The 24,376-nt window shown below is 64.1% G+C and carries 23 protein-coding genes; 4 read left to right on the top strand and 19 right to left on the bottom strand.

Going from position 1 to position 24,376, the window contains the following annotated elements; all coding sequences use genetic code 11:
- Window positions 1-605: 605 nt before the first annotated feature.
- The 9 genes from AC3ZU9_RS23660 to AC3ZU9_RS23700 form a co-directional block, all read right to left on the bottom strand.
- Window positions 606-1,550: a bifunctional 5,10-methylenetetrahydrofolate dehydrogenase/5,10-methenyltetrahydrofolate cyclohydrolase gene (locus AC3ZU9_RS23660; protein ID WP_490091428.1), complete on the bottom strand. Its 945-nt coding sequence runs from the start codon at window positions 1,548-1,550 to the stop codon at window positions 606-608.
- A gap of 65 nt (window positions 1,551-1,615) precedes the next feature.
- Complete coding sequence (locus tag AC3ZU9_RS23665; RefSeq protein WP_093546757.1) at window positions 1,616-3,295, bottom strand: APC family permease; 1,680 nt, start codon at window positions 3,293-3,295, stop codon at window positions 1,616-1,618.
- 74 nt (window positions 3,296-3,369) lie between these two features.
- A complete protein-coding gene (locus AC3ZU9_RS23670; protein WP_490091439.1) occupies window positions 3,370-5,679 on the bottom strand; it encodes a trimethylamine N-oxide demethylase in 2,310 nt (769 codons plus the stop codon).
- A 2-nt stretch (window positions 5,680-5,681) separates the two neighbouring features.
- A complete protein-coding gene (locus tag AC3ZU9_RS23675) occupies window positions 5,682-7,049 on the bottom strand; it encodes a trimethylamine monooxygenase (RefSeq protein ID WP_490091429.1) in 1,368 nt (455 codons plus the stop codon).
- Between the two features lie 20 nt (window positions 7,050-7,069).
- A complete protein-coding gene (gene purU / locus AC3ZU9_RS23680; protein ID WP_012723558.1) occupies window positions 7,070-7,936 on the bottom strand; it encodes a formyltetrahydrofolate deformylase in 867 nt (288 codons plus the stop codon).
- 30 nt (window positions 7,937-7,966) lie between these two features.
- A complete protein-coding gene (locus AC3ZU9_RS23685; RefSeq protein ID WP_490091430.1) occupies window positions 7,967-9,097 on the bottom strand; it encodes an aminomethyl transferase family protein in 1,131 nt (376 codons plus the stop codon).
- A gap of 30 nt (window positions 9,098-9,127) precedes the next feature.
- The gene (locus AC3ZU9_RS23690; RefSeq protein WP_102060640.1) at window positions 9,128-10,144 is read right to left on the bottom strand and encodes a heme-dependent oxidative N-demethylase family protein; all 1,017 of its coding nucleotides are present in this window, start codon (window positions 10,142-10,144) and stop codon (window positions 9,128-9,130) included.
- An 11-nt stretch (window positions 10,145-10,155) separates the two neighbouring features.
- Window positions 10,156-11,085, bottom strand: a complete 930-nt coding sequence (locus AC3ZU9_RS23695) for a PDR/VanB family oxidoreductase (protein WP_102060639.1) — start codon at window positions 11,083-11,085, stop codon at window positions 10,156-10,158.
- The gene (locus AC3ZU9_RS23700) at window positions 11,082-11,528 is read right to left on the bottom strand and encodes a dimethylamine monooxygenase subunit DmmA family protein (protein WP_012723562.1); all 447 of its coding nucleotides are present in this window, start codon (window positions 11,526-11,528) and stop codon (window positions 11,082-11,084) included. Before AC3ZU9_RS23700 ends, AC3ZU9_RS23695 begins: the two co-directional genes overlap by 4 nt.
- A gap of 250 nt (window positions 11,529-11,778) precedes the next feature.
- Here AC3ZU9_RS23700 and AC3ZU9_RS23705 point away from each other — a divergent pair, with 250 nt between their 5' ends.
- Genes AC3ZU9_RS23705 through AC3ZU9_RS23715 form a run of 3 tightly spaced genes read left to right on the top strand, consistent with a single transcriptional unit; the run spans window position 11,779 to window position 14,194 of the window.
- Complete coding sequence (locus AC3ZU9_RS23705; RefSeq protein ID WP_043206208.1) at window positions 11,779-12,825, top strand: ATP-binding protein; 1,047 nt, start codon at window positions 11,779-11,781, stop codon at window positions 12,823-12,825.
- A complete protein-coding gene (locus tag AC3ZU9_RS23710; RefSeq protein WP_046035758.1) occupies window positions 12,794-13,453 on the top strand; it encodes a response regulator in 660 nt (219 codons plus the stop codon). The genes AC3ZU9_RS23705 and AC3ZU9_RS23710 overlap by 32 nt, the downstream gene beginning before the upstream one ends.
- A complete protein-coding gene (locus AC3ZU9_RS23715) occupies window positions 13,454-14,194 on the top strand; it encodes a PAS domain-containing protein (protein ID WP_320400551.1) in 741 nt (246 codons plus the stop codon).
- Between the two features lie 114 nt (window positions 14,195-14,308).
- On the opposite strand, the gene AC3ZU9_RS23720 is transcribed toward AC3ZU9_RS23715, so the two are convergent.
- The 5 genes from AC3ZU9_RS23720 to ribBA form a co-directional block, all read right to left on the bottom strand.
- Complete coding sequence (locus tag AC3ZU9_RS23720; RefSeq protein WP_012723566.1) at window positions 14,309-15,463, bottom strand: ABC transporter ATP-binding protein; 1,155 nt, start codon at window positions 15,461-15,463, stop codon at window positions 14,309-14,311.
- Between the two features lie 17 nt (window positions 15,464-15,480).
- Window positions 15,481-16,290, bottom strand: a complete 810-nt coding sequence (locus AC3ZU9_RS23725) for an ABC transporter permease (protein ID WP_010567348.1) — start codon at window positions 16,288-16,290, stop codon at window positions 15,481-15,483.
- A 6-nt stretch (window positions 16,291-16,296) separates the two neighbouring features.
- Complete coding sequence (locus tag AC3ZU9_RS23730; RefSeq protein ID WP_064052598.1) at window positions 16,297-17,214, bottom strand: ABC transporter permease; 918 nt, start codon at window positions 17,212-17,214, stop codon at window positions 16,297-16,299.
- Window positions 17,211-18,236 (bottom strand): ABC transporter substrate-binding protein, encoded by a 1,026-nt coding sequence (locus AC3ZU9_RS23735; RefSeq protein ID WP_012723568.1) that lies wholly within the window; start codon window positions 18,234-18,236, stop codon window positions 17,211-17,213. The genes AC3ZU9_RS23730 and AC3ZU9_RS23735 overlap by 4 nt, the downstream gene beginning before the upstream one ends.
- A gap of 228 nt (window positions 18,237-18,464) precedes the next feature.
- Complete coding sequence (ribBA, locus tag AC3ZU9_RS23740; RefSeq protein WP_046035754.1) at window positions 18,465-19,574, bottom strand: bifunctional 3,4-dihydroxy-2-butanone-4-phosphate synthase/GTP cyclohydrolase II; 1,110 nt, start codon at window positions 19,572-19,574, stop codon at window positions 18,465-18,467.
- Window positions 19,575-19,643: 69 nt separating this feature from the next.
- Between ribBA and AC3ZU9_RS23745 the strand changes: the two genes are divergently transcribed.
- On the top strand, window positions 19,644-19,937 hold the full coding sequence (locus AC3ZU9_RS23745; RefSeq protein ID WP_490091431.1) for a DUF1330 domain-containing protein: 294 nt from the start codon (window positions 19,644-19,646) through the stop codon (window positions 19,935-19,937).
- Between the two features lie 140 nt (window positions 19,938-20,077).
- Here AC3ZU9_RS23745 and AC3ZU9_RS23750 read toward each other — a convergent pair whose 3' ends face one another.
- The 5 genes from AC3ZU9_RS23750 to AC3ZU9_RS23770 form a co-directional block, all read right to left on the bottom strand.
- Window positions 20,078-20,641, bottom strand: a complete 564-nt coding sequence (locus tag AC3ZU9_RS23750) for an NUDIX hydrolase (protein WP_490091432.1) — start codon at window positions 20,639-20,641, stop codon at window positions 20,078-20,080.
- A gap of 2 nt (window positions 20,642-20,643) precedes the next feature.
- A complete protein-coding gene (locus AC3ZU9_RS23755) occupies window positions 20,644-21,396 on the bottom strand; it encodes a GntR family transcriptional regulator (protein ID WP_012723572.1) in 753 nt (250 codons plus the stop codon).
- Between the two features lie 144 nt (window positions 21,397-21,540).
- The gene (locus AC3ZU9_RS23760; RefSeq protein WP_012723573.1) at window positions 21,541-22,026 is read right to left on the bottom strand and encodes a flavin reductase family protein; all 486 of its coding nucleotides are present in this window, start codon (window positions 22,024-22,026) and stop codon (window positions 21,541-21,543) included.
- Window positions 22,027-22,038: 12 nt separating this feature from the next.
- The gene (locus AC3ZU9_RS23765) at window positions 22,039-23,520 is read right to left on the bottom strand and encodes an aldehyde dehydrogenase (protein WP_012723574.1); all 1,482 of its coding nucleotides are present in this window, start codon (window positions 23,518-23,520) and stop codon (window positions 22,039-22,041) included.
- Window positions 23,517-24,350 (bottom strand): alpha/beta fold hydrolase, encoded by an 834-nt coding sequence (locus AC3ZU9_RS23770; RefSeq protein WP_043205174.1) that lies wholly within the window; start codon window positions 24,348-24,350, stop codon window positions 23,517-23,519. The genes AC3ZU9_RS23765 and AC3ZU9_RS23770 overlap by 4 nt, the downstream gene beginning before the upstream one ends.
- Window positions 24,351-24,376 lie beyond the last annotated feature (26 nt).

Here is a 24,376-nt window from a genome sequence, read left to right on the forward strand (position 1 = left end):
ACCTGTGGCGAGGGAGCTTGCTCCCGCCGGCGGCCTGACAGCCGAGCGGCATCTAACGGTTAGACCGCGATCCAAATGTGGTAGGGGGCTTGCCCCCGATAGCGGTGTGTCAGTCGATTAATCAGGTGACTGATTCAGCGCCATCGAGGCATCGGTATCTACACCACCCTGGGTATGGCGCTGAACTTGTGGCGAGGGAGCTTGCTCCCGCTGGCGGCCTGACAGCCGACCAGGATGCTGGAGTGGAATGAGTACATATCCGTTGCTGCGGTAACGGCTGCTTATGGTTTCGCTCTTACAGCGACTCACTTTTGGAGAGGCCCAAAAGTAAGCAAAAAGCCTTCGCCCCACCACTCGGCACCTCGCCCAGGCTCGGTGTGCCCGTAATCCGACATTGATTTGGGGGGCCGCCGCCACGCGCCATCCATGGCGCGGGGCGGCTAAACCGGCATCCCTGCCGGTTTACCCCCCAAATCACTATCGAATTCCGGCCAGCGTGGTTGACGGGGCGCCTGAGATCAAGAGCTAAAGCAAGATCAAGGGCGGCTCGCTTCGCATCGTGGTTACCATTGTAGAAAAGCTTATGCGCCGACAGGATCTGTCAGTCAGCTTGGTTGTAGCTGAGCCACGACCATCGGGGGCAAGCTCCCTCCCTCATTTGCCTTGCTGCGTTGCAGCTGGCTCGCCACCAGGGTGTTCTTCAGCAAGTAAGCTATCGTCATCGGCCCCACACCGCCGGGTACCGGCGTGATCGCGCTGGCCACGGTGCGTGCGCTGGCGTAATCCACATCCCCCACCAACCGCGTGCCGGTCTCGGTCGTGATGCGGTTGATGCCCACATCGATCACCACTGCGCCGGGCTTGAGCCAACGGGCATCGATCAACTGGGGTCGGCCCACGGCGGCGACGACGATGTCGGCCAAGCGGCACAACGCCGGTGCATCGACGCTGCGCGAGTGCACCACGCTGACCGAGCAGTGGGCTTGCAACAGCAAGGTCGCCATGGGTTTGCCGACAATGTTCGAACGACCGATCACCACCGCGTGCAAGCCGCTTAAGTCGCCGCAGGTTTCGTGCAGCAGGCGCATGCAGCCGCTGGGTGTGCAGGGCGTGAGCACCTCGATGCCTTGCACCAGGCCGCCGACGTTTTCGCGGTGGAAGCCATCCACATCCTTGATCGGGTCGATCGCGTGGATAACCGCCGCTTCGTCGATATGCGCCGGCAGCGGCAATTGCACCAGGATGCCGTTGACCGATGTGTCGGCATTCAACTGGTCAAGCAGGTCGAGCACCTGCGTCTGGCTGGCATCCTCCGGCAGCCGGTATTCCAGGGAGCGAATCCCGACGTCCTTGGCCCGCAGCAGTTTATTGCGCACGTAGACGTGGCTGGCCGGGTCGTCGCCCACCAGCATTACTGCCAGGGCCGGGTAGATCTGCTGTGAGGCAAGCAGCAGGACCTCTTCGCGAACCTCATCGAGCACCCGCGCAGAGATGGCCTTGCCGTCAATATCGCGGGCAAGCGGGGGGAGAGAACTGGTCAAAAGCGTCACCGTTGTCTGGGGAAATCAAGGCGCTGAGGGATAAGAATCCCTCAGCCATAGGCAGGCCAGAAGGCTCAGGCTACCAGTTGATGGCAGGCATACACCACCAGCACACCGGCGACCAGCGTGGCATAGGGCAGCCAGCCGGCGCGGCGTTGGCCGTCATCGGCCTGGATATACAGGTCAGTGAGCATGGCGGCGGGGAAGTGGCCCTTATCCTGCACATAGTGGCGGTAGCAGAACACCGGCAGGATCAGCAGCGCCAGCAACAAACCGGTGACCAGCGTGCCCGCGCCCCAGATGTCCGCGCCCAGGCCCATACAGGCCAGGTTGACGAAACTCAGCACGCCGCCGGCCGCCAGCAGTACGGTGGGGGCTTTGTACGGGCGCACCCAGTCGGGGCGGTCAAGGCGGTGGATCCAGCCGGCATTGAGGTTGAGGAAGTTGAAAATGATGTAGCTGACGTTTGAAGCCGCAAGCACGAATACATAGTCCGACATCAGCAACAGCAGCAGGTTGAACGACAGGTCGGTCCACATCGCCGCCGTCGGCGCGCCATGTTCGTTGGTGCGCCCCAGGTACTTGGGCAGCCAACCGTCCACCGACGCCTGGTACAACGTTCGCGACGAGCCGGACATCGAGGTCATGATCGCCAGCAACGTCGCCAGCACCAGCATGATCAATACGATATTGGCCACCACCTTGCCGCCGCCGATGCTGTCGGCCATCACCTGGCCAACGCCCATGCCGCTGTAGATCGCCGGCGAGAGCAGGCCGCTGTACACCGCGGGCGTGACGACTGCGCCGCTGGCATCGAGCACCGCTGGCGTCACCAGTTGCCCCAGCCCGAGGCTGCCTTGAAACGCCAGCGGCACCAGGGTGAACACCAGGATGCACAGCAGGCCGGCGTAGAAGATCGCCTTGAAGGTGTCGCGCTTGGGGTCCTTGAATTCGCGGGTGTAGCACACCGCCGTTTCAAAGCCGTAGGTGGACCACGCCGCCATGAACAGCCCGCCGGCCATCAATGACCAGCCGGACATATCCCATGGCCCATCGATGACTTGCCCGGCTGCGTCATGGGCCAAGGGGTACAGCGGCAGGAAGTTGGCCTGGGTCGCATCCCCGGTGAACAACGGCACCACGCCCACCAGCAGCAGCGGAATCAACGAGGTGACGCCGAGCACCAGGGTCAGCCGTGCCGAGCGCAGGATGCCGCCGTGCTGCACGGCAAACACCGTGAGCAAAATCAACAAACCAATGGCGAACGTCGCGTTGATGCGCAACGACAGGCCGCTTTTCACCCAGCCCAGGTCCAGCAGGGTCAGTTGCCAGGTGTTGATCAACGCATCGGCGGGAAACAGCGCCGTGAGGATATACCCCGCCGCCAGCCCCGAACCGATGGACAGCACCGGTGACCAAGCCAGCCAGTTGCACCACACCGACACCGGTGCGATCAGTTTGCTGTAGCGCACCCAGGCCACCGCGCCGTACACCGAGGCACCGCCGGATTTGTGCGGGAACAGCCCCGCGATCTCGGCGTAGGTAAAGGCCTGGATAAACCCGAACAGGATCGACACGATCCACACGATCCACGCCGGTTTGCCCACCGTGGCGGCAATCGCACCGATGGAGAACAGCACCAGCGCGGGTACGCCACTGGCGACCCAGAATGCCCCGCGCCAATCGATCTTGCGGTGCAGGCTGCCCACCGAGCCGGCAGCCTGCGGTACAGCCTCGAACGTCGTCGCTTCCATCTTCGTATTCCCATGTCTGAATAGCGGTTAGGTTGGGGCAGTCAAAATGCGCTGGCACTCCCGTTTCGGGACGATCAGCTGCGCACCCGGCTTTTGTCCGGGTCGTAGAAAATCGCGGCGCTGACCGTGGCGCTGATGCGCTTCTGCAGGCCATCGACTTTGCCGATCTCAAGTTCAGTGCCGGGCTCGGCGCAGCTCACGTCGACCCGGCACAGCGCGATATTGCTGGCCAGCAGCGGTGAGCGGCAGGCACTGGTGATCACCCCGACCTGGGCGCGGCCCTGGTATACCGGGTCGCCGTGGTGGGCGACCTCGTTGCCGCTCAGGTGCAGGCCGACCAGTTTGTGGCTGGGGTGGGCGCTGCGCCGTAGCAGGGCGTCGCGACCGATAAAGTCATCCGTCTTGCTCTTGAGCGGCACGCTGAAACCGATACCGGCCTCGAACGGATCGGTCTGGTCGCTGAACTCGTAGCCGGCGAAAATCAGCCCGGCTTCGATGCGCAGCAGGTCCAAGGCTTCAAGGCCCAGGGGCACCAGGCCCAAGGGTTGGCCGAGTTGCCAGATGCGGTCCCAGACCTGTACGGCGTCTTCGGGCTGGCACCACACCTCAAAGCCCAGTTCGCCGGTGTAGCCGGTGCGCGAAATCATCAACGGGCAGCCGTCGAAACCGTCCAGCCGACCGACCAGGAAGCGAAACCAGCCGAGGGTTTCCACACTCGGTTGCGTGGGCGGGGTCCAGACCATCTGCTTGAGCAGCTCGCGACTCAGCGGCCCTTGCACCGCCAGGTTGTGAATCTGCTCACTGGCCGACTTGACCCACACCTTCATGCCCAGTTTCTGTGCCTGCTCGCGCAACCACACGCCGGCGTAGTCTTCGCCGCAGATCCAGCGGAAGTTGTCCGGGCCCAGGCGCAGCAGGGTGCCGTCGTCGAGCATGCCGCCGTGGGCGTGACACATTGCCGAATACACCACCTGGCCCACCGCCAGGCGCCGTACGTCGCGGGTCAGGCAGTACTGCAACAGGGCTTCGGCGTCGGGGCCGATGATTTCGAATTTGCGCAGGGCGGTCAGGTCCATCACCGCCACCCGTTCGCGGCAACCGAGGTATTCCTCAGTCACGCCGTAACCGTCGTAGCGCAGTGGCAGCCACCAATTGCGGTAGTCGGTGAAGCTGCCGGTGAGGGCGCGGGTGCGTGAGTGGAACGCGGACTCACGGGTGAGGATCGGGTCGGCATCTGCCGTGGTTCGAGTGCTCATGGCGATGGAAAAACGCTCCTTCTCGCTGTAGATGCGGACATGGATATCGGTCGGGTTCCAGCCGTTGGCCGGGTCAATGTCATCCGGGCACGAGGTACTGCCGCACAGCAGGTCGTTCATGGCCCGCAGCAGCACGTAATCGCCGGGTCGCGACCAGGGTTCATCCAGGGTCATCTGCTGGTGCGCATCGATGCCGGTGTTGAAGAAGAAATTGATCGCCGGCCAGCCGTTGCGCGCCTGCACGCCATGGGGCGCAAGGACGCGGCTGAGGTTGTCGCTGCAGTTGTCGTGCCCGAAATAGCCATGGGTTTCGTAGTAGCGCGCCGCGCAGGCCAGGGCGAATGAATCGTGGCGCCCGACCGTGTCTTGCACCACCTCCAGCATCGGTTGCATATGGCGGTCGAAAAACTTTGAGAACAGCCCCGGTGCCGGATACGCGCTGCCGTTCAGCGTGCGCGTGACGGTCTGGTCCAGGTCCAGTTCCACGCCGCGATCCAGGGCTCGCCGGTCGAGGGCGACGAAGTCCGAACACTGGCGGCCCGCGACGTCCAGCACCTGGATGTACTGCCCCTTGGCGACGGTGTAGCTGTGGGCCGTGCCCGCGCGCAGGGTGAATTCGTCGAGTACATCGCCCAACGGCTCGGGGAGGGCGGGCACCAGCAGCGGCGACGGGTTGGCCCGCGTCACTATCAGGCGCAGCTCGCTGGGCCGGTATTGCCGGTCGACGGCCGTAGCCTCGGCGGGTGCGGCGACAATCACCAGCAGCGCGTCCTCGGCGACAAACTGCCGGCTGTGGCCGGGCGGGCTGTCGGCGTCCCATAGCGAGGCGGCCAGCGGCAATGCCTGTGCGTCGATGCCACGCCGCTGGAGCGCCTGGCCGATCCGCCCAGGCACACGGCAAGCCGTTGACGCGTTCAGCCCCCAGCTTGCCAGCGCGCTGCGACCGCCAGCGTCGAGGGCCAGCAGTGTGCAGGTTTGCCGGCCTTCGACGTCGATCACGTGCAGGCTGTCGCCGGGTTGCAAGTCGACCAGGGTCACACCGCCGGCGGCCACGCGGTAGCGTTCCAGGTTCGGCGCGCGGGCAAACAGCCCGGGCTCTCGGGGATGGGAAACACGGGGTGCATTCATCATCAGCCGACCGACTTGATGGGGGTCGTGGGCTCTCCCAAGTAGGCCGCCATCGAGTCATCCAGGGCCTGCAACCACGGCGTGTGGTGCGGCGGCGACTGGGTGCCGGTCATCAGCGAGCGATAGGACTTGTCGCGATAGCCCATGATGTTTTCCGCCTTGTCGTGCTTCCAGTGCAGAAAGGTTTCGTTGACGGCGGCGATGTCGAAATTCGGGTAGTCGGTGGCGTCCACCAGTTGCTGAATGTAGGCGCCCTGGTACTCGAACATCTGCTGGTTGGTTTCCAGGGCCTGTTCCCGTGCGTGCCACGCTTGGCTGTCGGCGACCATGTCAGCGTGGCCGGGTAGTGGTATGCGCCCGAGGATCACATCGCGGGCATACCAGGCCTGGGCGTCGAACATGTTGAAGGAGTACCACTGGTCCTGCATGCCCAGGTAGATCAGGCGGGGGTTGGGTTCCCAGAACACGCCCTTGTAGAGGTTCATCGGCCACAGGCGGTTGTCGGTCTTGAGGCTCAGTTCATCGGGCAGGAACGGGAAGTGGTGCTTGTAGCCGGTGCACAGGATCACCGCGTCGATGTGCTTGCTGCTGCCGTCGACAAAGTACGCGCGGTTGTTTTCCAGGCGCTGGAGCAGCGGTTTTTCTTCCCAGTTATCCGGCCAGGCATAGCCCATGGGCGCGCTGCGGTAGCAACTGGTGATGCTGCGCGCGCCGTATTTGTAGCATTGCGAGCCGATGTCCTCGGCCGAATAGCTGCTGCCGATAATCAGCAGGTCCTTGTCCTTGAACTCCAGCGCCTCGCGAAAATCGTGGGCATGCAGGATGCGCCCGGCAAACTGTTCGAAGCCTTCGAAGTACGGCACCTTGGGCGTGGAGAAGTGGCCGCAGGCGTTGATCACATAGTCGAATGCTTCGCTGGTCAAGGTGTCGCTGGTGTAGTCGTGGGCATAGAGGGTGAAGCGCTGGCTCTGTGCGTCGAAGGTGACTTGGCGCACCACATTGTTGAAGCGGATGTAGTCGCGCACGCCGGCCTTTTCCACGCGGCCCTTGATGTAGTCCCACAGCACTTCACGCGGCGGGTAGGAACCGATGGGCCGGCCGAAGTGTTCTTCGAAGGTGTAGTCGGCGAACTCCAGGCATTCCTTGGGGCCGTTGGACCACAGGTAGCGGTACATGCTGCCGTGCACCGGCTCGCCGTTCTCGTCGAGGCCGGTGCGCCAGGTGTAGTTCCACATGCCGCCCCAGTCCTGCTGTTTCTCGAAGCACACCAGTTCGGGGATGGCGGCACCTTTGTCGCGGGCCGACTGGAACGCGCGAAGTTGCGCCAGGCCACACGGGCCGGCGCCGATGATTGCAACACGTAGGGTCATGAGCGTGCCTCCTGAAGGGTTCAGCGAAAGATCACTGTCTTGTCCTGGTTGATGAACACCCGGTGTTCCAGGTGGTATTTCAGGGCTTTGGAAAGGGCCACGGTTTCGGTGTCACGGCCGATGGCAACCAGCGAGTCGGGCAAGTGGGTATGGTCGACGCGCTGGATTTCCTGCTCGATGATCGGGCCCTCATCCAGGTCGCTGGTGACGTAGTGGGCGGTGGCGCCGATCAGCTTGACGCCACGGTCATAGGCCTGGTGGTAGGGCTTGGCGCCCTTGAAACCGGGCAGGAACGAGTGGTGGATATTGATCGCCCGGCCCGACAGTTGCTGGCACAGGCCGTCGGACAGGATCTGCATGTAGCGTGCGAGCACCACCAGGTCGGTCTGGGTGTCTTCGACGATGCGCATCAGCTCGGCTTCCTGGCGGGCCTTGGTGTCCTGGGTGATCGGCAGATAGATGAAACGAATGCCTTCGCGCTCGGCCATCGCCCGCAGGTCCAGGTGGTTGGAGACCACGGCGGTGATGTGCATGTCCATCTCGCCCTTGCGGTGGCGGTAGAGCAGGTCGGTGAGGCAGTGGTCGAACTTGCTGACCATCAGCAGCACGCGGGTCGGTTGGCGTGAGCTGAACAACTGCCAGTGCATGTCGAAGCCACCGGCGAGGTCGCCGAGGCCGTTGCGCAGGGCACCGATGTCGCCGCTCACGCCGGTGTTGAAACGGAACACCGCGCGCATGAAAAACTGCCCGGTGAACTCGTCGTCGAACTGCGCCAGCTCGCTGATGTAGCACTGCTGTTGGGCCAGGCACGCGCTGATCGCGGCGACAATCCCGGACGCCGCCGGGCAGGTGATCTTGAGGATGTAATGTTCGCGGGAGGCGTCCATCGAAGGCTCCTGAATTCAGTGAAGGAAGGCTTAGCCCTTGGCCGTGCGCTTGGTTTTTTGCGGGTCGTCGAAGGGCAGGGCGTGGGTGCTGGCGCTGGCCTCAAGGCTGCCGCGTACCTGCAAGGCAATACCGGGTTCTGAGCAGGCGACGCTCATGCGCGCGATGGCCATCGAGCGTTTGCTCAGGCGCGAATACATGCCGCAGGTGATCACGCCGACTTGCTGGTTGCCTTGCCATAAGGCGTCGCCAGCCTCGGCGGCGCGAACGCCCTCAAGCAGCACGCCGGTGATCTTGAAACGCTCCTGGCCGCGCAGGCGCAGGTGTTCTTCGGCGCCACGGAAGGCGTGCTTGCCGGGCGAGACGGTGAAGTCCAGGCCCATTTCCCAGAGGGTGTCGCCGGCCTTCTGGTCGGCGAAGGGGTACATCTGCGAGTTGTCGTAGGGGAAGAACATCAGCGAGCTTTCCACCCGCAACCAGTCCAGGGCGGTGAAGGCGCAGGGGACGATCCCCAGGCTCGCCCCTTGTTCAAGGATGCTGTCCCACAGGAACGGCGCATCGGCGGCCTTGCAGAAAATCTCGTAGCCGCGCTCGCCGGTGTAGCCGGTGCGGGAGATCATCACCGGGCGGTCGAACAGGCGGGTTTGCAGGTGATGGAAGTACGCCAGTTGGCGGATGCCGGGCACGTGTTCGGCGAGGAAATCCACCGCCAACGGCCCTTGCAGCGACAGGTCGTGCAGGTCGTCATCGAACAGCACCGCCACTTGCCGGCCCTGGGCCGAGCGCACGAGCATTTCATGCCCGGTGCCGGCGCCATGCACCACCATGAACGCATTCGGACCGGTGCGATAGACGATGCAGTCATCGACGAACTTGCCGTCCTCATCGAGCATCGAGGCGTAGACCGATTTGCCGGGGTAGAGCTTGGCGATGTCGCGGGTGGTGGCCCACTGCAACAGGCTCTCGGCGTGGGGTCCCACGTAGTGGACTTTTTTCAGCCCCGACACGTCCATCAACCCGGCGTGGGTACGGATCGCCTGGTGGTGGTCGGCGAGGTCACTGCTGTAGGTCCAGGCAGTGCCCATGCCGTTCCAGTCTTCGAGATTCGAGCCGAGGGCGCGGTGCCGTTCGGCCAATGCAGAAATACGCCATGAGTGGGTCATGTGAGGTTCCTTGTCGTAGAAGAGGGGGCGTCAGGCCTGTGGGTCGAACTGGCTCAACCACTCGACCAGCGTGTGGCGGTAGCGGGTCATGCCCTTGTAGTCGGCGATGGGGTCGGGCAGGTCGCGCAGCACGCGGTGCAGGCGACAGCCCCAGCCGGGTTGCGTGACCAGCTCGTCCAGGCTGATCAGGTAGGTACGGATGCTGAACATCACCGCGTGGCTGCGCGGCAGGCGCGCCATCACTTGCAGCTCGACCCGCAGGTGTACCTGCTGCCCGACGTTCTCGGCGGTGATCTGGCCGCGATCGGCGCCCCATTCATGGAAGGTTTCCGGCGACGAATCCAGGCGCGGGTTGATGGTCAGGGTCCAGTTCAAGCGCCGTACCGGCTGGCCGACCTGCACGTTGAGCAGGTACTTCAGTGCGCGCTCGAACACGCCCATCTGATGGGCCATGGGCACCGGTGCGTGCCATTGCTTGAAACTCATGCCGGCGTCGAACGCCAACGACCAGTCGGCCGGGCTGGTGACCAGGCCGGCGTCCATGTACAGGTCGCCGTCGCGCTGGTCGAGCAGGGCGAAATCCCCCTGCACCTGGCGGCCGATGTACTCCAGCGGCGCGCAGGGCAGGCTGGTGGCATCGCCGAAGATGAAGGGCTGGTCGATGTCCAGCAGGTGGTTGCGCCACTGCCAGCGCTCGCCGTCTTGCACCAGGCTGAACCACTGCGGGTAGTCGGTAGCCAGGTGCTCCATGATCATCTGCAGTGCATCCCAGGCGGCCACTTGCATGTGTGGCATCACCAGGTAGCGGCGCGGGTCCTTGTCCAACACCAGGGCGCGCTCGGCCATTTCCGAGCGGTAGTGCTCGTCGATGTCGAAGGCGTGCTCATAGATCGAGCCGGGGTCGCGGGAGATGGCCGGTTCGATGTTCACCGAGTACAGGTAGCTGTCCTCGGTAAAGGGAAAGGGAAAACGGCGGATCGCTGCCGGGCTGTTGCGAAAACTGAAATCGTCGCGATAGCTCAGCACGGGGCTCGTTTGCAGGGGCATGGCACTCACTCCTATAGGTCCAGCGAAACGCAGGGGCCGCTGCCGCGCGAGACGCAGGGCATCAGAAAGTCGGCCTGCTCGGCCGGGCTGAGGAAGCTGTCACGGTGTTCGATGGTGCCGCCTTGGTGGCGCGTGATGCATTGCCCGCAGACCCCGCCACGGCACAGGTTGGGCACTTGCAGGCCGGCCTGTTCCAGGGCTTCGAGCAGGCTTTGCTCGGCCTCGACCCGCAGGCGTCGGCCGCTGCGCAGCAGGTGCAGGTCGAACGGCTGGCCGGGTTGTGCGCCCTTGAAGGCTTCCGAATGCACGCGCTTGAGCGGCCAGCCGAGGCGTGTGGCGTGTTGCTCAACCGCCTCGAGCAAGGGCTGCGGACCACAGGTGTAGACGTGGCTGCCCAGCGGCCGGTTGCCGAGGATTGGGTTCAGGTCCGGGCGCCGTTCGTAGGCGTGCAGGCGCGGGCCGAGGCGGTGTTGCAGCTCGTCCAGATACGCGTCGCTGAGGCCCCGGCGGAACAGGTAATGCAGTTCGAAGTCGGCCTGCTGTTGTTCCATTGCGGCGATATAGGCCATGAACGGCGTGATCCCGATCCCGGCGGCGATGAGGATGTGCAGGCGCGCGGTGCCATGGGGCGCGAACAGATTGGCCGGCGGCGAAATCTGCAAGGTGTCGCCGACCTGCACCTGCCTGTGCAGGTACTGCGAGCCACCGCGCGAGGCGTCTTGCAGGCGCACGGCGATGCGATAGTGCTGGGGGTGCGCCGGGTCGCTGGTGAGTGAATAGGCGTTGCGCACCGTGCCTTCGGCCAGCGGCAGGTGCACCTGCACATGGCTGCCGGGCGAGAAGCCGGGCAGGCTGCCCGTGGCGGGCGTCAGGGTGAATTCGCGAACGACGGGCGTGAGCATGCGTGCTGCGCTGACCTGGACGTTGAGGGCCGCGCTCATGGCTGGAACCCCGCGTAGGGCTGGTCAGGGTTGATGCACACGCCGAGGTACGCCCCCAGGCGCCGGGAAAAATGCGTGCGGACCTCCAGCCCGACGTGGCAGCCGATGCAGTTCAACAGCGGCGCCGGCCCGGCCGCCTGGGTCAGGCCGCAGTGCGCGCAATACACCTGGCGCAGGCCCGGCGTGGTGCAGGTCATGTCGATCTCGTCGTCTTCCAGGCCCGCGGCACGGGCCTCGCCGTGCACACGCCAGATAAAGGCTTCGTCGCCCAGCAGGTAAAGCCGGCAACCCACGGTGGCGCTGGCCAACGCGTGTTGCAGGCGCCGCGCAAAGTCAGGGTGTTCGCCGTTCAACAGCACGGGCATGTGCAGTTCGCTGATGAACGCTGCGCGGGCGGCGGCGGATTGCATCACCACGATGGGGCGGCTGCGGGTAGGCGTCATGCGGGCTCTCCACGGTGCGTTTTTGTTTCCTGTTGGGAGAGATACTTTCCTATGGGGAAAATCTTCTCAATCTGGAAAAAGGGCTATGCCTTTGGAGATAAGCCTTGTGCGCCGGCCATTCGGGGCATGGAAGTTGCTGGGCTTCTTGACCACGCAGAGCAACCGGACGGGGAGTTATCAAAGAGTGCTGACACGACCAAAAGGCTGGCCGCTCTGGTTGGGGCCTGTACGCCCCGAACAGGCGCGCAGCGTGCGCAGGTTGTTGGCCGGGTTGCCCCTGCACGCTGACGGTGCCTTGTCGGGTTTCCTGGACCGTTTCGACGCACTGCTGCCGCCTGCCAGGCTTAACCTGATCCTCGGCGGCGAAGACCTGGGCCCGACGCGGCGAGGGGCGGTCGACGGTTGCCAGGCCGTCGCGCGCTGCCCCTGGCGCGACGCCAGCGTGACGGACGCTCCCCAAGCCTGCGGACCTTGCCGGCAAAGGGGCGTGCACCGTCTGGTGTGCGCCTTGCCCGAGGGTGAAAAGGGCGCATTGCTGCTCGACACCCCTCGGCGGGCCGGTACCAGTTGGCGCCGGATACTGGAAGAGGCGGCGCAGGCGGTGGGCGTGACCGTACGCCTGCGCTGCCACAACCGTGAGCAGCAGCGCAAACAGGCGACTTCCCGACACGGCGCCCTGGCCCGTGAGCTGCACGATTCGGTGGCGCAGCAGTTGGGCTACCTGTCGTTCCAGGCCCATGGCTTGCAGTCGCAACTGGGCGAGCCGGCCCTGCAGGACCTGTGCACCGGCCTGAGCCAACTGCAACGCCAGGTGCGCGAGCTGATCACCAGTGCGCGCCTGACCATGGACGGGCGCTCGCTGCGCCAGGCCCTGGCCGATTCGGTCGCGGAGTTCTCGCGGCGTTGCATCATTGTCTTCGAACTCGACAACCGCCTGGCCGACGACGCCCTGAGCCCGGAAACCGAATTGCAGATCCTGCAGATCATCCGCGAGGCCCTGACCAACGCAGTGCGGCATTCCCACGCGCGCCACGTGCGGATCGAACTGCGCCAGACCCAGGAGGGCGACGCCTCGGTGTCGGTGGAAGACGATGGTATCGGCTTGATCCCGGCCTGCGACGAGCACAACCATTTCGGCCTGGCGATTATCCGCGAGCGCGCCGCCAGCATCGGTGCACGGCTGAGCATAGAGGCGATCCGCCCGCACGGGGTGCGTGTGCACCTTGGCCTGCGTCGCCACCACGATCTGCCACAGGGGAGTCTCGATGGACTGCACGACCTTATTACTGATCGATGATCACCCGTTGTTTCGCAAGGGCCTGGCGCAGTTGTTCGATGCCAGCGGCGACTTCGAAGTGGTGGGGCAGGCGGCCAGCGGCCGCGAGGGCATCAACCTGGCCGTGAGCCTGACGCCGCAACAGGTGCTGCTGGATTTGCACATGCCTGGCCTCAGCGGTTTGCAGGTACTGGACGAACTGCGCCAGTTGCGCCTGGATTGCCAGGTGGTGGTGCTCACCGCCTCCATGGACCGCGCCGAGTTGCTCACGGCCTTGCGCCTGGGTGCCAGCGGTTATGTGCTCAAGGAAACCGAGCCGGATGCGTTGCTGGCGTATATGCGCAACTGTCACAAGGGCGCGATCGTACTGGACTCGACCCTGATTGCCTTGCTCGCCGACCAGGCTGAGCCGTCGCCGTCGTGCGACCCCATCGACAGCGGCAACCTCACCGAGCGCGAAGGCCAGACCCTGGCGCTGATCGCCGCCGGCATGAGCAATAAACAGATCGGTCGCGAACTGGGGATCAGCGACGGCACGGTGAAAATCTACGTGCGCAGCCTGTTGCAGAAACTCGGCCTGCATTCGCGCCTGGAGCTGGCGGCCTGGGTGCACAGCGGCGCCTTGATGAAACACGAGGAGCGCCACTAGATGAGGGACAGCCCCGAAGCATTTGCGCCGCCGCCCATGGACGTGATGGATTGCTTTCCCGCCGCCTTAGTGCAACTGCGCGACAACGGCCAGATCGCCCACTCCAACCTGGCCTGGGCCGCGTTGATGGGCCCGCACGGCGCGGAGCGTAACCTGATGGACTACGTGCACCAGGAAGACCGCCCGCTATGGCGCCAGGCCTTGAATGAACTGCGCCGCCGCCCCGACACCTCATTCAACCAGCGCCTGCGTTTTGTGCACCCCAGCGGTGAATTGCGCTGGTTTGACATCAGCCTCAAGCGCGGCCCCCAAGGCTTCTACCTGGTGGCCGGTGACGTTACGGCCCACAAACGCCGCGAAATCGCCTTGCAGGCCAGCCAGCGCAGCAGCATGAGCTTGCTCGACAGCATGCCGGGCCTGATCTATCGCGGCCGCAACAACCGCGACTGGACCATGGAATTCGTCAGCGCGGGCTGCCTGCAACTCACCGGCTACCCCGCCGAGCGCCTGGTGGACAACCATGAGTTCACCTACAACAGCCTGATCCTGGCGCAGGATGCCGACTATGTGTGGCGCGAGGTGCAATATGCGCTGTCACGGCAGGAGCCGTTCGAACTCAATTACCAGATTCGCTGCGCGGATCAGTCGATCAAGCAGGTGTGGGAGAAGGGCGTGGGGATCTATGCCGATACCCGTGAGGTGCTGGGGATCGAGGGGGCGATTTTCGAGCGCAAGCTTTAACGGGTAAACGCACTTCAAATGTGGGAGGGGGCTTGCCCCCGATGAGGGAGTGTCAGTGAATGCATCTTTAACTGACACAACGCTATCGGGGGCAAGCCCCCTCCCACATGGGATTCAATGCGCGCCTGCGGCCTTGTTCAGGTCGCTTTCAGCCCACTCCGTATACACACACGCATCCGCCGTCGCCCAGCGCACACGCACCGGGTCGCCGGCCTTGAGCGGCATGCCGGCAGCGGACAGCGCCTTGACCGTCATCGACGTGCCGCCCAGGGTTTTCACGGTGCAGGTCTGGCTTTCGCCGAGGAACAGCACTTCACCGACAATCGCCGACACTTCATTCCAGCCCGCCGCCAGCGGTTGTTCGGCGGCCTGTTCGACGCTCAGCGCCAAGGCTTTTTCCGGGCGTACCATCAGCAGCACATCCTGCTCGGTGTGCAGCCCGGTGGTCAGGCGGATCGACAGCGCCTGGCCTTCGAACGACGCCACTGCGTTGCCCTGGGCCTTGAGCTTGAGGAAATTGGAGTTGCCGAGGAACGAGGCGACAAACGCGTTCGGCGGGTTCTGGTAGAGGTCGAAGCCGCTGCCCAGGCCGACGATCTTGCCGTGGCTGAAAATCGCGATGCGCTGGGACAGGCGCATGGCTTCTTCCTGGTCGTGGGTCACGTAGACGATGGTGATGCCCAAGCGCCGGTGCAGCTGGCGCAGTTCGTCTTGCAGGTCTTCACGCAGCTTCTTGTCGAGGGCGCCGAGGGGTTCGTCCATCAACAGGATGCGTGGCTCGTACACCAGCGCGCGGGCGATGGCGACCCGTTGCTGTTGGCCGCCAGATAATTGCGAAGGGCGGCGATGGGCGAACTGTTCCAACTGCACCAGCTTGAGCATGGCGTCGACGCGCTTTTCGCGTTCGGCGCTGGCCAGTTTGCGAATCGCCAGGGGGAAGGCGATGTTGTCGCGTACCGACAAATGCGGGAACAGCGAGTAACGCTGGAACACCATGCCGATGTCGCGCTTGTGCGGCGGCACGTTGACCAGGGATTGACCGCTGACCAGGATCTCGCCGCTGCTTGGCGTTTCGAAGCCGGCCAGCATCGACAGCGTGGTGCTTTTGCCCGAGCCGCTGGAGCCGAGGAAGGTGAGGAATTCGCCGTCCTGGATGTCCAGCGAGATGTTGTCCACGGCAGCGAATTCACCGTAGTGCTTGTTCAGGTTGCGCAGGCTGACCAGGGGTTGGCCGTGGCTCTGTGCGACATCGTTGATCACTGCACTCATGTTCTTCTCCTCGGCGCTCAGGCGCGGGTTTCGGTACGCCGGCGAACGGCGGCGGCAATCACCATGACCAGCACCGAGAGGCCGATCAGCAGCGTCGACGCGACGGCGATCACAGGCGTCAGGTCCTGGCGCAGGGTGGTCCACATTTTTACGGGAAGGGTTTGCAGGGTAGGGCTGGCCATCATCACGCTGAGCACCACTTCGTCCCACGAGACCAGAAAGGCGAACAGTGCGCCGGCTACCATCCCCGGGCGAATCGCCGGGAAGGTCACCTTGAACACTGCCTGCAAGCGCGAGGCGCCGCAGATCACCGCCGCGTCTTCAATCGACTGGTCGAACAGCTTCAGCGAGTTGATGATCGAGATGATGGTGAACGGCAGCGCAACGATCACATGGCTGACCACAAACGCGAACATCGTGCCGGTGTAGCCGAGCTTGAGGAACAGCGCGTACACCGCCACGGCGATGATCACCAAGGGCACGATCATCGGCAGGGTGAATAGGCCGTAGAGCAATTCGCGGCCGGGGAAGCGCCCGCGCACCAGGGCAAACGCGGTAGGCAGGCCCAGGGCGACGGCGAACACGGTGGTCAACACGGCCACCTTGAGGCTGGCCATGGCCGCGTTCATCCAATCGGCGTTGGAGAAGAACTGGCCGTACCATTTCAGCGTCCAGCCGGGCGGTGGGAACACCAGCCATTGCGACGAGCCGAACGACAGCAGCACGATAAACACAATCGGCAGCAGCAGGAAAAGGCCAATCAACCCGGTGGTGGTGTAGAGGCCCAAGCGCATCCTGCGGCTCATGGCATTGGGGGTCAGGAGCATGACGGCTTACCTCGCGTTGCTGGCGCCAACCGGGGATTCCGGCTGGAGCTTCAGGTAGAAGTAGAACAGCACCAGCGTGATGAAGATCAGCAACGCGGCGCCGGCACTGGCCAGGCCCCAATTAAGGAACGATTGCACCTGCTGGATGATGAACTCGGGCAGCATCATGTTCTGTGCACCGCCGAGCAGCGCCGGGGTGACGTAGTAACCGAGGGACATCACGAACACCATCAGGCCGCCGGAAAACAAGCCCGGCCGGCACAGCGGCAAGAAGACGCGGAAGAAGTTGGTCCACGGGCTGGCGCCGCAGATCGAGCCGGCCTGCAGGATCATCGGGTCGATGGCCTGCATGGTCGCCTGCAACGGCAGCACGATGAACGGGATCATGATGTAGCTCATGCCGATCACCACGCCCGTGAGGTTGTGCACCATCTCCAGGGGCACATCGATGATGCCCATGGCCATCAGCGCCTTGTTGATCACCCCGGAGGCTTGCAGCAAGACCAGCCAGGAGTAGGTGCGGGCGAGCAGGCTGGTCCACATCGACAGCAGCACGATGTTGAGGATCCAGCGTCCCCAGCCGCGTGGCACCAGAGTGATCGCCCAGGCCAGCGGAAAGCCCAGCAGCAGGCTGAACAGGGTCACCAGGCCCGCCACCGAGAACGTGTTGAGCAGCACGCGGGCATAGGCCGAGTTGGCGAACAGCTGTTCATAGTTGCCCAGGCCCGGCACCGGCTCCAGCACGCCGCGCAGCAACAGGCCGATCAGCGGCGCCAGGAAGAACAGGCCGAGGAACAGCAGGGCCGGGATCAGGTTGCTCGACCCCCGCCAGCGCTGCGCCAGGGACGGGGCCCCGGCCTTGGCCGAAACCGCGCCGGCAGCGCCAAGGGCGCTCCCGGTCGGTGTGGTTGCCGTCATTTTCATTTGACTAGCCATTCATTCCACCGTGTCGCAATGGCCGGGCCGTTCTTGGCCCAGTAGGCGAAATCGAGGGTGATCTGGTCCTTGACGTAGGCGGTCGGCAGGTTCGGCGCGAGCACCGAATCCAGGCGCTGCACGCTGTCGATATTCACCGGTGCATAGGCGGTCAGGTTGGAGAAGTCAGCCTGGCCCTTGGCGCTGCTGGCGTTGGCCAGGAATTTCATCGCGGCGGCCTTGTTTTTCGAACCTTTAGGCACGACGAGGATGTCGGCCATCACCAGGTTCTGCTTCCAGCTCACGCCCACGGGCGCGCCGTCTTCCTGCAGGGCGTGGATGCGACCGTTCCAGAACTGGCCCATGCTGACTTCGCCGGAGGCCAGCAACTGTTGCGACTGCGCGCCGCCGCCCCACCAGACGATGTCTTTCTTGATGGTGTCGAGTTTCTTGAAGGCGCGATCCAGGTCCAGGGGGTAGAGTTTGTCGGCGGGGACGCCGTCGGCCAGCAGCGCCAGTTCGAGCACGCCGGGGCTTGGCCATTTGTAGAGGGCACGTTTGCCGGGGTAGGTCTTGGTGTCGAACAGCGCGGTCCAGTCCTGAGGCTTACCGGCGCCGAGCTTGCCTTCGTTGTAGCCGAGCACGAAGGAGAAGAAGAACGAGCCCACACCATGGTCGGAGACGAAGCGCGGGTCGATCTTGTCGCGCTGGATCACTGAGAAATCGAGGGGTTCGAGCAGGCCTTCGGCGGCGGCGCGCAAGGCGAAGTCGGCCTCCACATCCACCACGTCCCACTGCACGTTGCCGCTTTCGACCATGGCCTTGAGTTTGCCGTAGTCGGTGGGGCCATCCTGGACCACGGTAATGCCGCTGGCCTTGCTGAACGGGTCGGCCCAGGCCTGCTTCTGCGCATCCTGGGTGCTACCGCCCCAGCTCACGAAATTGACGCTTTCGGCTGCCAGGGCCGCGTGAGTGGCCGTAGCCAATAAACCCGCGAACAGCACCGCGGTTGCACGTTTGTTCAACACCATTTTCACGCCCTCATTTGTTTTGTTATTGAGCGGGCTTGGTAATGCCCGCCTATCGGGAGCAGTAGGTCCATCGGGAGCCTCTAATCGAGACCCCAAAAGGCGACCGTGCCAAGGGCTTTTATTGGTGCTCTCCCTGGCGGGCGCACTTGGCAGAAGCGTTCGGTCTATGGAATATCATATTATGGTATTCCAAACTTTGTGCAAGCATTTTGCCTTACCGGTTATCCGTCATTCGGTGAAGGGAATGCTCTCGATCACCTCCAAGTCGTAGCCGGTCAGCCCGGCGTATTTGAGGGGCGGGCCGAGGTGACGCAGCTTGCCGACGCCGAGGTCCTGCAAGATCTGCGCCCCGGTGCCCACTTCAGAATAGATGCGCGACTGCGAACGGTTGAACTGGCGCGGCGCCTGGGTCAGTTGCGGCACGCGTTCCAGCAGCGCCTGGGACGACTCATGGTTAGCCAGCACCACCACCACGCCGCTGCCTTCAGCGGCGACACGTTGCAAGGCCGCCCACAGCGTCCAGTTGGACGGGCCGCTGTAGTCGGCACCGACCAGGTCGCGCAGCGGGTCGATCACGTGCACGCGTACCAGCGCAGGGGTATCGCGGCGCAACTGGCCCATGACCATGGCCATGTGGACGCCGCCGTCGATGCGGTCTTCAAAGGTGATCAGGCGGAACGTGCCGTGCACCGTCGGCAGGTCGCGTTCACCGATGCGCACCACGGTGCGTTCGGTGCTGAGGCGGTAGTGGATCAGGTCGGCGATGGTGCCGATCTTGATGCCATGCTTGCGCGCGAAGATTTCCAGTTCCGGGCGGCGGGCCATGGTGCCGTCGTCGTTCATCACTTCGACGATCACCGACGCCGGGGTGTGCCCGGCCAGGCGCGCCAGGTCGCAGCCGGCCTCGGTGTGGCCGGCGCGGGTCAACACGCCGCCGTCCTTGGCGCGCAGCGGGAAGATATGCCCCGGCTGCACGATGTCGGCCGGCCCGGCATTGACATCGACGGCCGCTGCCACGGTACGCGCGCGGTCGGCGGCGGAGATGCCGGTGGTGACCCCGCTGGCGGCTTCGATGGACACGGTAAACGCGGTGCTGAACACGCTGCCATTGCTTGGCACCATCTGTTCCAGGCCCAGGCGCTGGCAGTGTTCGTCGGTGAGGGTCAGGCAGATCAGGCCACGGGCTTCGCGGGCCATGAAACTGATAGTCTCGGCGGTGCAGCAGGCCGCAGGCAGCAGCAGGTCGCCTTCGTTTTCCCGGTCTTCGTCGTCCACCAGGAGCACCATCTTGCCTTGGCGGTAGTCTTCGATGATGTCTGCGATGCTGTTGAAGGACATGGAGAGTGCTCGATTTGTTGGTTGTATGTATTATGGTATACCACAAAAATTCAACAAGAGGATGTCACGATGAAGGCCTACTGGATTGCCCATGTGGATGTGTCTGATGCAGAGCAGTACACCCAGTACACCCAGCGTGCGCCGGCGGCGTTTGCAAAGTTTGGCGGGCGGTTCCTGGCCAGGGGCGGGCGCAGCGAGGCGATGGAAGGCGGGCCGTCACGGCAGCGTAATGTGGTGATTGAGTTTGAGAGCTATGAGCAGGCGGTGGCCTGTTATGAATCCAGGGAGTATCAGGAGGCGAAGGGACACCGCGAGGGGGCAGGGGTGGCGCAGATTATTATTGTGGAAGGGCTGGCACCCTAGGTCATCAGGCCAAATGTGGGCCAAATGTGGGAGGGGGCTTGCTCCCGATAGCGGTAGTTCAGTCACTTCATGTATTGACTGACACACTGCTATCGGGAGCAAGCCCCCTCCCACATTTTGATCCGTGTTTGGCCGTGCGGTCAGCGGATGAAATGAATCTTGCCGCTGTCATCGTTCCCGATATAGATGCCATACACCCCAGCCTGGCGTTCCTCGATATAACGCTCGAGGATCTGCCGGATCGCCGGGTAGTAGATGCTGTCCCAGGGAATATCCTCAGGCGCGAAGAACTTATAGTCCATGGTCTCCGGCCCGAACTGGCCGGTGATCTCCAGCGCGATGGCGCGGAAGATGATGTAGACCTCGCTGATCCTGGGCACGCTGAAGATCGAGTAGGGCGATACGATCTCGGCACGTACGCCGCTTTCTTCCCACACTTCACGCAGCGCGGCCTGTTCGGTGGTTTCGCCACCTTCCATGAAACCGGCAGGCAATGTCCAGGTGCCGGGGCGGGGCGGGATCGCGCGTTGGCACAGCAGGTATTTGCCGTCCTGCTCGATGATGCAGCCGGCGATGATCTTGGGGTTGATGTAGTGGATATAGCCGCAGCCCCGGCACATCAGGCGCTCATGGGTATCGCCCGGTGGCAGCTGGTGACCGAGGTCACTGCCGCCGCATGTCGGGCAAAAGCTGGGGCTGGCCAAGGTCAGTGACCTATGCGCGGTTCTTTCAGCGCGATGGGCAGGGTGATTTCCGGAAGCTTGCCGGTTTCTTCCTGTTTGCGCTTGAGGTAGTCCAGGGCCACGGCGGCGGCGGCGCGCACGTGATCGACGCACGCCTGGTGGGCGGCCAGCGGGTCGCCGCTCTTGATCGCCTGGACCATGCGTTCCATTTCCTGGTTGCTGGTGCCGCGACGGTTTTCCTGGGACACCGAGGTGGCGCGCAGGTAGCTGATGCGGGCCTGCAACTGGCGCAGCTGGGTGGCCGCCACATGGTTGCCCGAACCTTCGAGCAGCACGTCGTAGAAGCCCTGCACCGAGTCGATGACCTGTTGCAGCTCGCCGTCCTTGAGGGCCTTGCGGTTTTCTTCGAGGGCTTTTTCCAGGGCCTTGATGTCCTTCGCCTTGGCGCGCAGGGTGAACAATTGCACGATCAAGCCTTCGAGCACGCAACGCAGTTCATAGATGTCGACGGCGTCGGCCAGGGTAATGATCGCTACCTGCGGGCCCTTGGCGTCGGCGAATTCCACCAGGCCTTCGGACTCCAGGTGACGCAAGGCTTCGCGCACCGAGGTGCGGCTGACCCCGAGGCGGTCGCACAGGTCGCGCTCCACCAGGCGGTCACCGGGCAGCAGTTGGAAGTTCATGATGGCGCTGCGCAGTTTTTCCAGCACGATTTCGCGCAGGGTGACCGGGTTGTGATTGACCTTGAAGCTGTCGTCGAGGGGCGCGCGTTTCATGGGGTCTGCTCTGAATTTAGCGGTTAACTGGAGGCCTCGGCCGGCCGGGGCCGATTGAGGGCCGAAAATCGTGCCCAAGTTTATCATGCTGCGTTCTTTAAGCGACAAACCCTCATGGCGCGCTCCCTCTGCCCCCGGTGCGCCTCAGGCCAGGGTCGGCAGCGGGCCCAGCTTGCCCTTGTGGTAGATCATCGGCGTGACCGGTTCCTTGGGCAGGATCAGGTTCTTCACCGCGCCGACGATGATCGCGTGATCGCCGCCGTCGTATTCGCGCCACAGTTCGCACTCGATGATCGCCGTGGCCTTGGCCAGCAGGGGGTTGCCCAGCTCGCTCAGGTGCCACTCGATGCCCTTGGCCTTTTCCTTGCCTTTGCTGGCGAACGCATAGGCCTCGGCGGTCTGGTCGGCGGACAGCAGGTGGATCGCGAAGCGCTTGCTGTCGCGCAGGATCGGGTAGGTGTCCGACGCATAGTTGGGGCAGAACAGCACCAGCGCCGGGTCGATCGACAGCGCGCTGAACGCACTGGCGGTAATGCCGACGATGCCGCCGTCCGGGTCGAGGGTGGTGACCACCGTGACGCCCGAAGGGAACGAGCTCATGACGTCTTTGTAAATGCCGGGTTCGATCATGGTCGGGGTCTCTTAACGCATCACGAAGGGATCAGGCATGGGCGCCTGGGAGAGGTTGATCCACACTGTCTTAAGCTCGGTGTAGGCGAGTACCGAATCGATGCCGCTTTCACGTCCGTAGCCGCTGTTCTTGAAGCCGCCGATGGGCGCCATTGCCGACACGGCACGGTAGGTGTTGACCCAGATGATTCCCGAGCGCACGTCCCGCGCCAGGCGGTGGGCGCGGCCGAGGTCGCGGGTCCAGATGCCGGCGGCGAGGCCGAATTGCGAGTCGTTGGCGATGGCCAGCGCTTCGGCTTCGTCCTTGAAACGGATGACCGAGGCCACCGGGCCGAACACTTCTTCCTGCATGATCTTCATCGAATTGCGGTCGCATTCGAACAGCGTCGGCTCATAGAACCAGCCCTCGCCGAGGTTCTGCGGGCGTTTGCCGCCGGTGCGCAGGCGCGCGCCTTCGGCGATGGCATCCGCGACCAGGCCTTCGACCACGGCCAGTTGCTGTGCGGTGGCCATGGGCCCCATTTCGCTGGCGTCGTCCTGCGGGTTACCGATGCGGATGCGCTGGGCGCGTGCCACCAGGCGCTCGACGAATTCGTCGTAGATCTCATCCTGCACCAGCAGGCGCGAACCGGACACGCAGCTCTGCCCGGACGCCGCATAGATCCCGGCAATCGCGCCATTGATGGCGCTGTCGAGGTCGGCGTCGGCAAAGATGATATTCGGCGATTTGCCGCCCAGCTCCAGGGACAGCTTGGCGAAGTTCTCCGCGCTGCTGCGCACCACATGGCGGGCCGTGGCCGCGCCGCCGGTAAAGGCGATCTTGCGCACCAGCGGGTGGCGGGTGAGGGCGGCGCCGGTGCTGGGACCGTAGCCGGTGACCACGTTGACCACGCCCGGCGGGATCCCGGCTTCAAGGGCCAGGCGCGCCAGTTCGAGGATGGTCGCCGAGGCGTGTTCCGACGGCTTGATCACGATGGTATTGCCCGCCGCCAGGGCCGGCGCGAGTTTGATCGCGGTCAGGTACAGCGGGCTGTTCCACGGAATGATCGCCGCCACCACGCCCATGGCTTCGTGCACGGTGTAGGCGAACAGGTCCGGCTTGTCCAGCGGCAGGGTGCCGCCTTCGAGCTTGTCGGCCAGGCCGGCGGTGTAGTGGAAGAACTCCGGCAGGTAGCTGACCTGGCCACGGGTTTCGCGGATCAACTTGCCGTTGTCGCGGCTTTCCAGCTGGGCCAGTTGTTCCTTGTTGTCGGCGATCAGGTCGCCCAGGCGGCGCAGCAATTTGCCCCGTGCGGTGGCGGTGAGGCCACGCCAGGCCGGGCTGTCGAAGGCGCTTTGGGCGGCCTGTACAGCGCGCTCCACATCGGCTTCATCGGCGTCGGGCAGTTGCGCCCAGGGTTCGGCCAGGGCCGGGTTGAGGCTGTCGAAAGTCTTGCCGGACAGGGCATCGACCCATTCACCGCCGATGCACATCTGGAAGCGTGCGAGTGTCATGCAACGATCCCCTTGATTGGATTGTTTTGGGCGTACACCGTGTCGAGGAAGCCCAGCAGCAGCTGGTTGACCAGGCGTGGCGATTCTACCGGCATCATATGCCGTTGCTCGGCCAGCACCGCAACGGTGGCGCCGGGAATACGATCGGCCAGTTGCCGGGCCATTTCCGGGGTTGAACCGGGGTCGAGTTCGCCGGTGGCGACCAGGGTGGGGACGCGCAAACCCTTGAGGTCGTCGGCGCGGTACATGTCCTGGGTCGCAAACAGTTCGTAGGTGGTCAGGTAGCCCTGGGGGTCGTTGCCCGCCAGGGTTTCACGCAGGGCGGCGATCTGCGCCGGGTTGGCGGCCTGGTATTCACGGCTGAACCAGCGCGACAGCGCAGCTTCGGCATTCGCATCCGGGCCGTGTTCGGCGGCCTGGGCGGTGCGTGCGATCACGCCGGCACGCTGTTCGGGGCTGCGGTTGAACACGCTGTTGAGCACCACCAAGGAGGTGAGGCGCTCGGGGTAGTGCAGGGCAAACGCCCGGGCGACCAGGCCACCCATGGAAAAACCGATCACTGTGGCCTGGGGCAGTTGCAGGTGGTCGAGCAGCTCCAGCAACTGGTCGGCATACCCCAGCAGCGGCGTGCCGGCGGCCGGGCGCGGGCTGGCGCCATGGCCGAGCATGTCATAGCTGATCACGCGGTAGTTCGTGGCCAGGCCAACGACTTGCCCGCCCCACATTTCTTTATTCAGGCCCACGCCGTGGATCAAAACCACAGGCTGGCCTTGGCCGGTCGCCAGATAACTGGTGCCAGCCGGGGTGCGTTCAGCGGTGAGCCGAATCATGGAGCGCTCCTGCATGTTTTTTGTTG

This window comes from Pseudomonas sp. A39 (assembly GCF_058145955.1).

Bases quoted from the DNA above. Each gene is read 5' to 3' on its own strand.
- AC3ZU9_RS23665 (WP_093546757.1), bottom strand. From the start codon at position 3,295: ATGGAAGCGACGACGTTCGAGGCTGTACCGCAGGCTGCCGGCTCGGTG.
- AC3ZU9_RS23670 (WP_490091439.1), bottom strand. From the start codon at position 5,679: ATGAATGCACCCCGTGTTTCCCATCCCCGAGAGCCCGGGCTGTTTGCC.
- AC3ZU9_RS23675 (WP_490091429.1), bottom strand. From the start codon at position 7,049: ATGACCCTACGTGTTGCAATCATCGGCGCCGGCCCGTGTGGCCTGGCG.
- purU (WP_012723558.1), bottom strand. From the start codon at position 7,936: ATGGACGCCTCCCGCGAACATTACATCCTCAAGATCACCTGCCCGGCG.
- AC3ZU9_RS23685 (WP_490091430.1), bottom strand. From the start codon at position 9,097: ATGACCCACTCATGGCGTATTTCTGCATTGGCCGAACGGCACCGCGCC.
- AC3ZU9_RS23690 (WP_102060640.1), bottom strand. From the start codon at position 10,144: ATGCCCCTGCAAACGAGCCCCGTGCTGAGCTATCGCGACGATTTCAGT.
- AC3ZU9_RS23695 (WP_102060639.1), bottom strand. From the start codon at position 11,085: ATGAGCGCGGCCCTCAACGTCCAGGTCAGCGCAGCACGCATGCTCACG.
- AC3ZU9_RS23700 (WP_012723562.1), bottom strand. From the start codon at position 11,528: ATGACGCCTACCCGCAGCCGCCCCATCGTGGTGATGCAATCCGCCGCC.
- AC3ZU9_RS23710 (WP_046035758.1), top strand. From the start codon at position 12,794: ATGGACTGCACGACCTTATTACTGATCGATGATCACCCGTTGTTTCGC.
- AC3ZU9_RS23715 (WP_320400551.1), top strand. From the start codon at position 13,454: ATGAGGGACAGCCCCGAAGCATTTGCGCCGCCGCCCATGGACGTGATG.
- AC3ZU9_RS23720 (WP_012723566.1), bottom strand. From the start codon at position 15,463: ATGAGTGCAGTGATCAACGATGTCGCACAGAGCCACGGCCAACCCCTG.
- AC3ZU9_RS23725 (WP_010567348.1), bottom strand. From the start codon at position 16,290: ATGCTCCTGACCCCCAATGCCATGAGCCGCAGGATGCGCTTGGGCCTC.
- AC3ZU9_RS23730 (WP_064052598.1), bottom strand. From the start codon at position 17,214: ATGAAAATGACGGCAACCACACCGACCGGGAGCGCCCTTGGCGCTGCC.
- AC3ZU9_RS23735 (WP_012723568.1), bottom strand. From the start codon at position 18,236: ATGGTGTTGAACAAACGTGCAACCGCGGTGCTGTTCGCGGGTTTATTG.
- ribBA (WP_046035754.1), bottom strand. From the start codon at position 19,574: ATGTCCTTCAACAGCATCGCAGACATCATCGAAGACTACCGCCAAGGC.
- AC3ZU9_RS23745 (WP_490091431.1), top strand. From the start codon at position 19,644: ATGAAGGCCTACTGGATTGCCCATGTGGATGTGTCTGATGCAGAGCAG.
- AC3ZU9_RS23755 (WP_012723572.1), bottom strand. From the start codon at position 21,396: ATGAAACGCGCGCCCCTCGACGACAGCTTCAAGGTCAATCACAACCCG.
- AC3ZU9_RS23760 (WP_012723573.1), bottom strand. From the start codon at position 22,026: ATGATCGAACCCGGCATTTACAAAGACGTCATGAGCTCGTTCCCTTCG.
- AC3ZU9_RS23765 (WP_012723574.1), bottom strand. From the start codon at position 23,520: ATGACACTCGCACGCTTCCAGATGTGCATCGGCGGTGAATGGGTCGAT.
- AC3ZU9_RS23770 (WP_043205174.1), bottom strand. From the start codon at position 24,350: ATGATTCGGCTCACCGCTGAACGCACCCCGGCTGGCACCAGTTATCTG.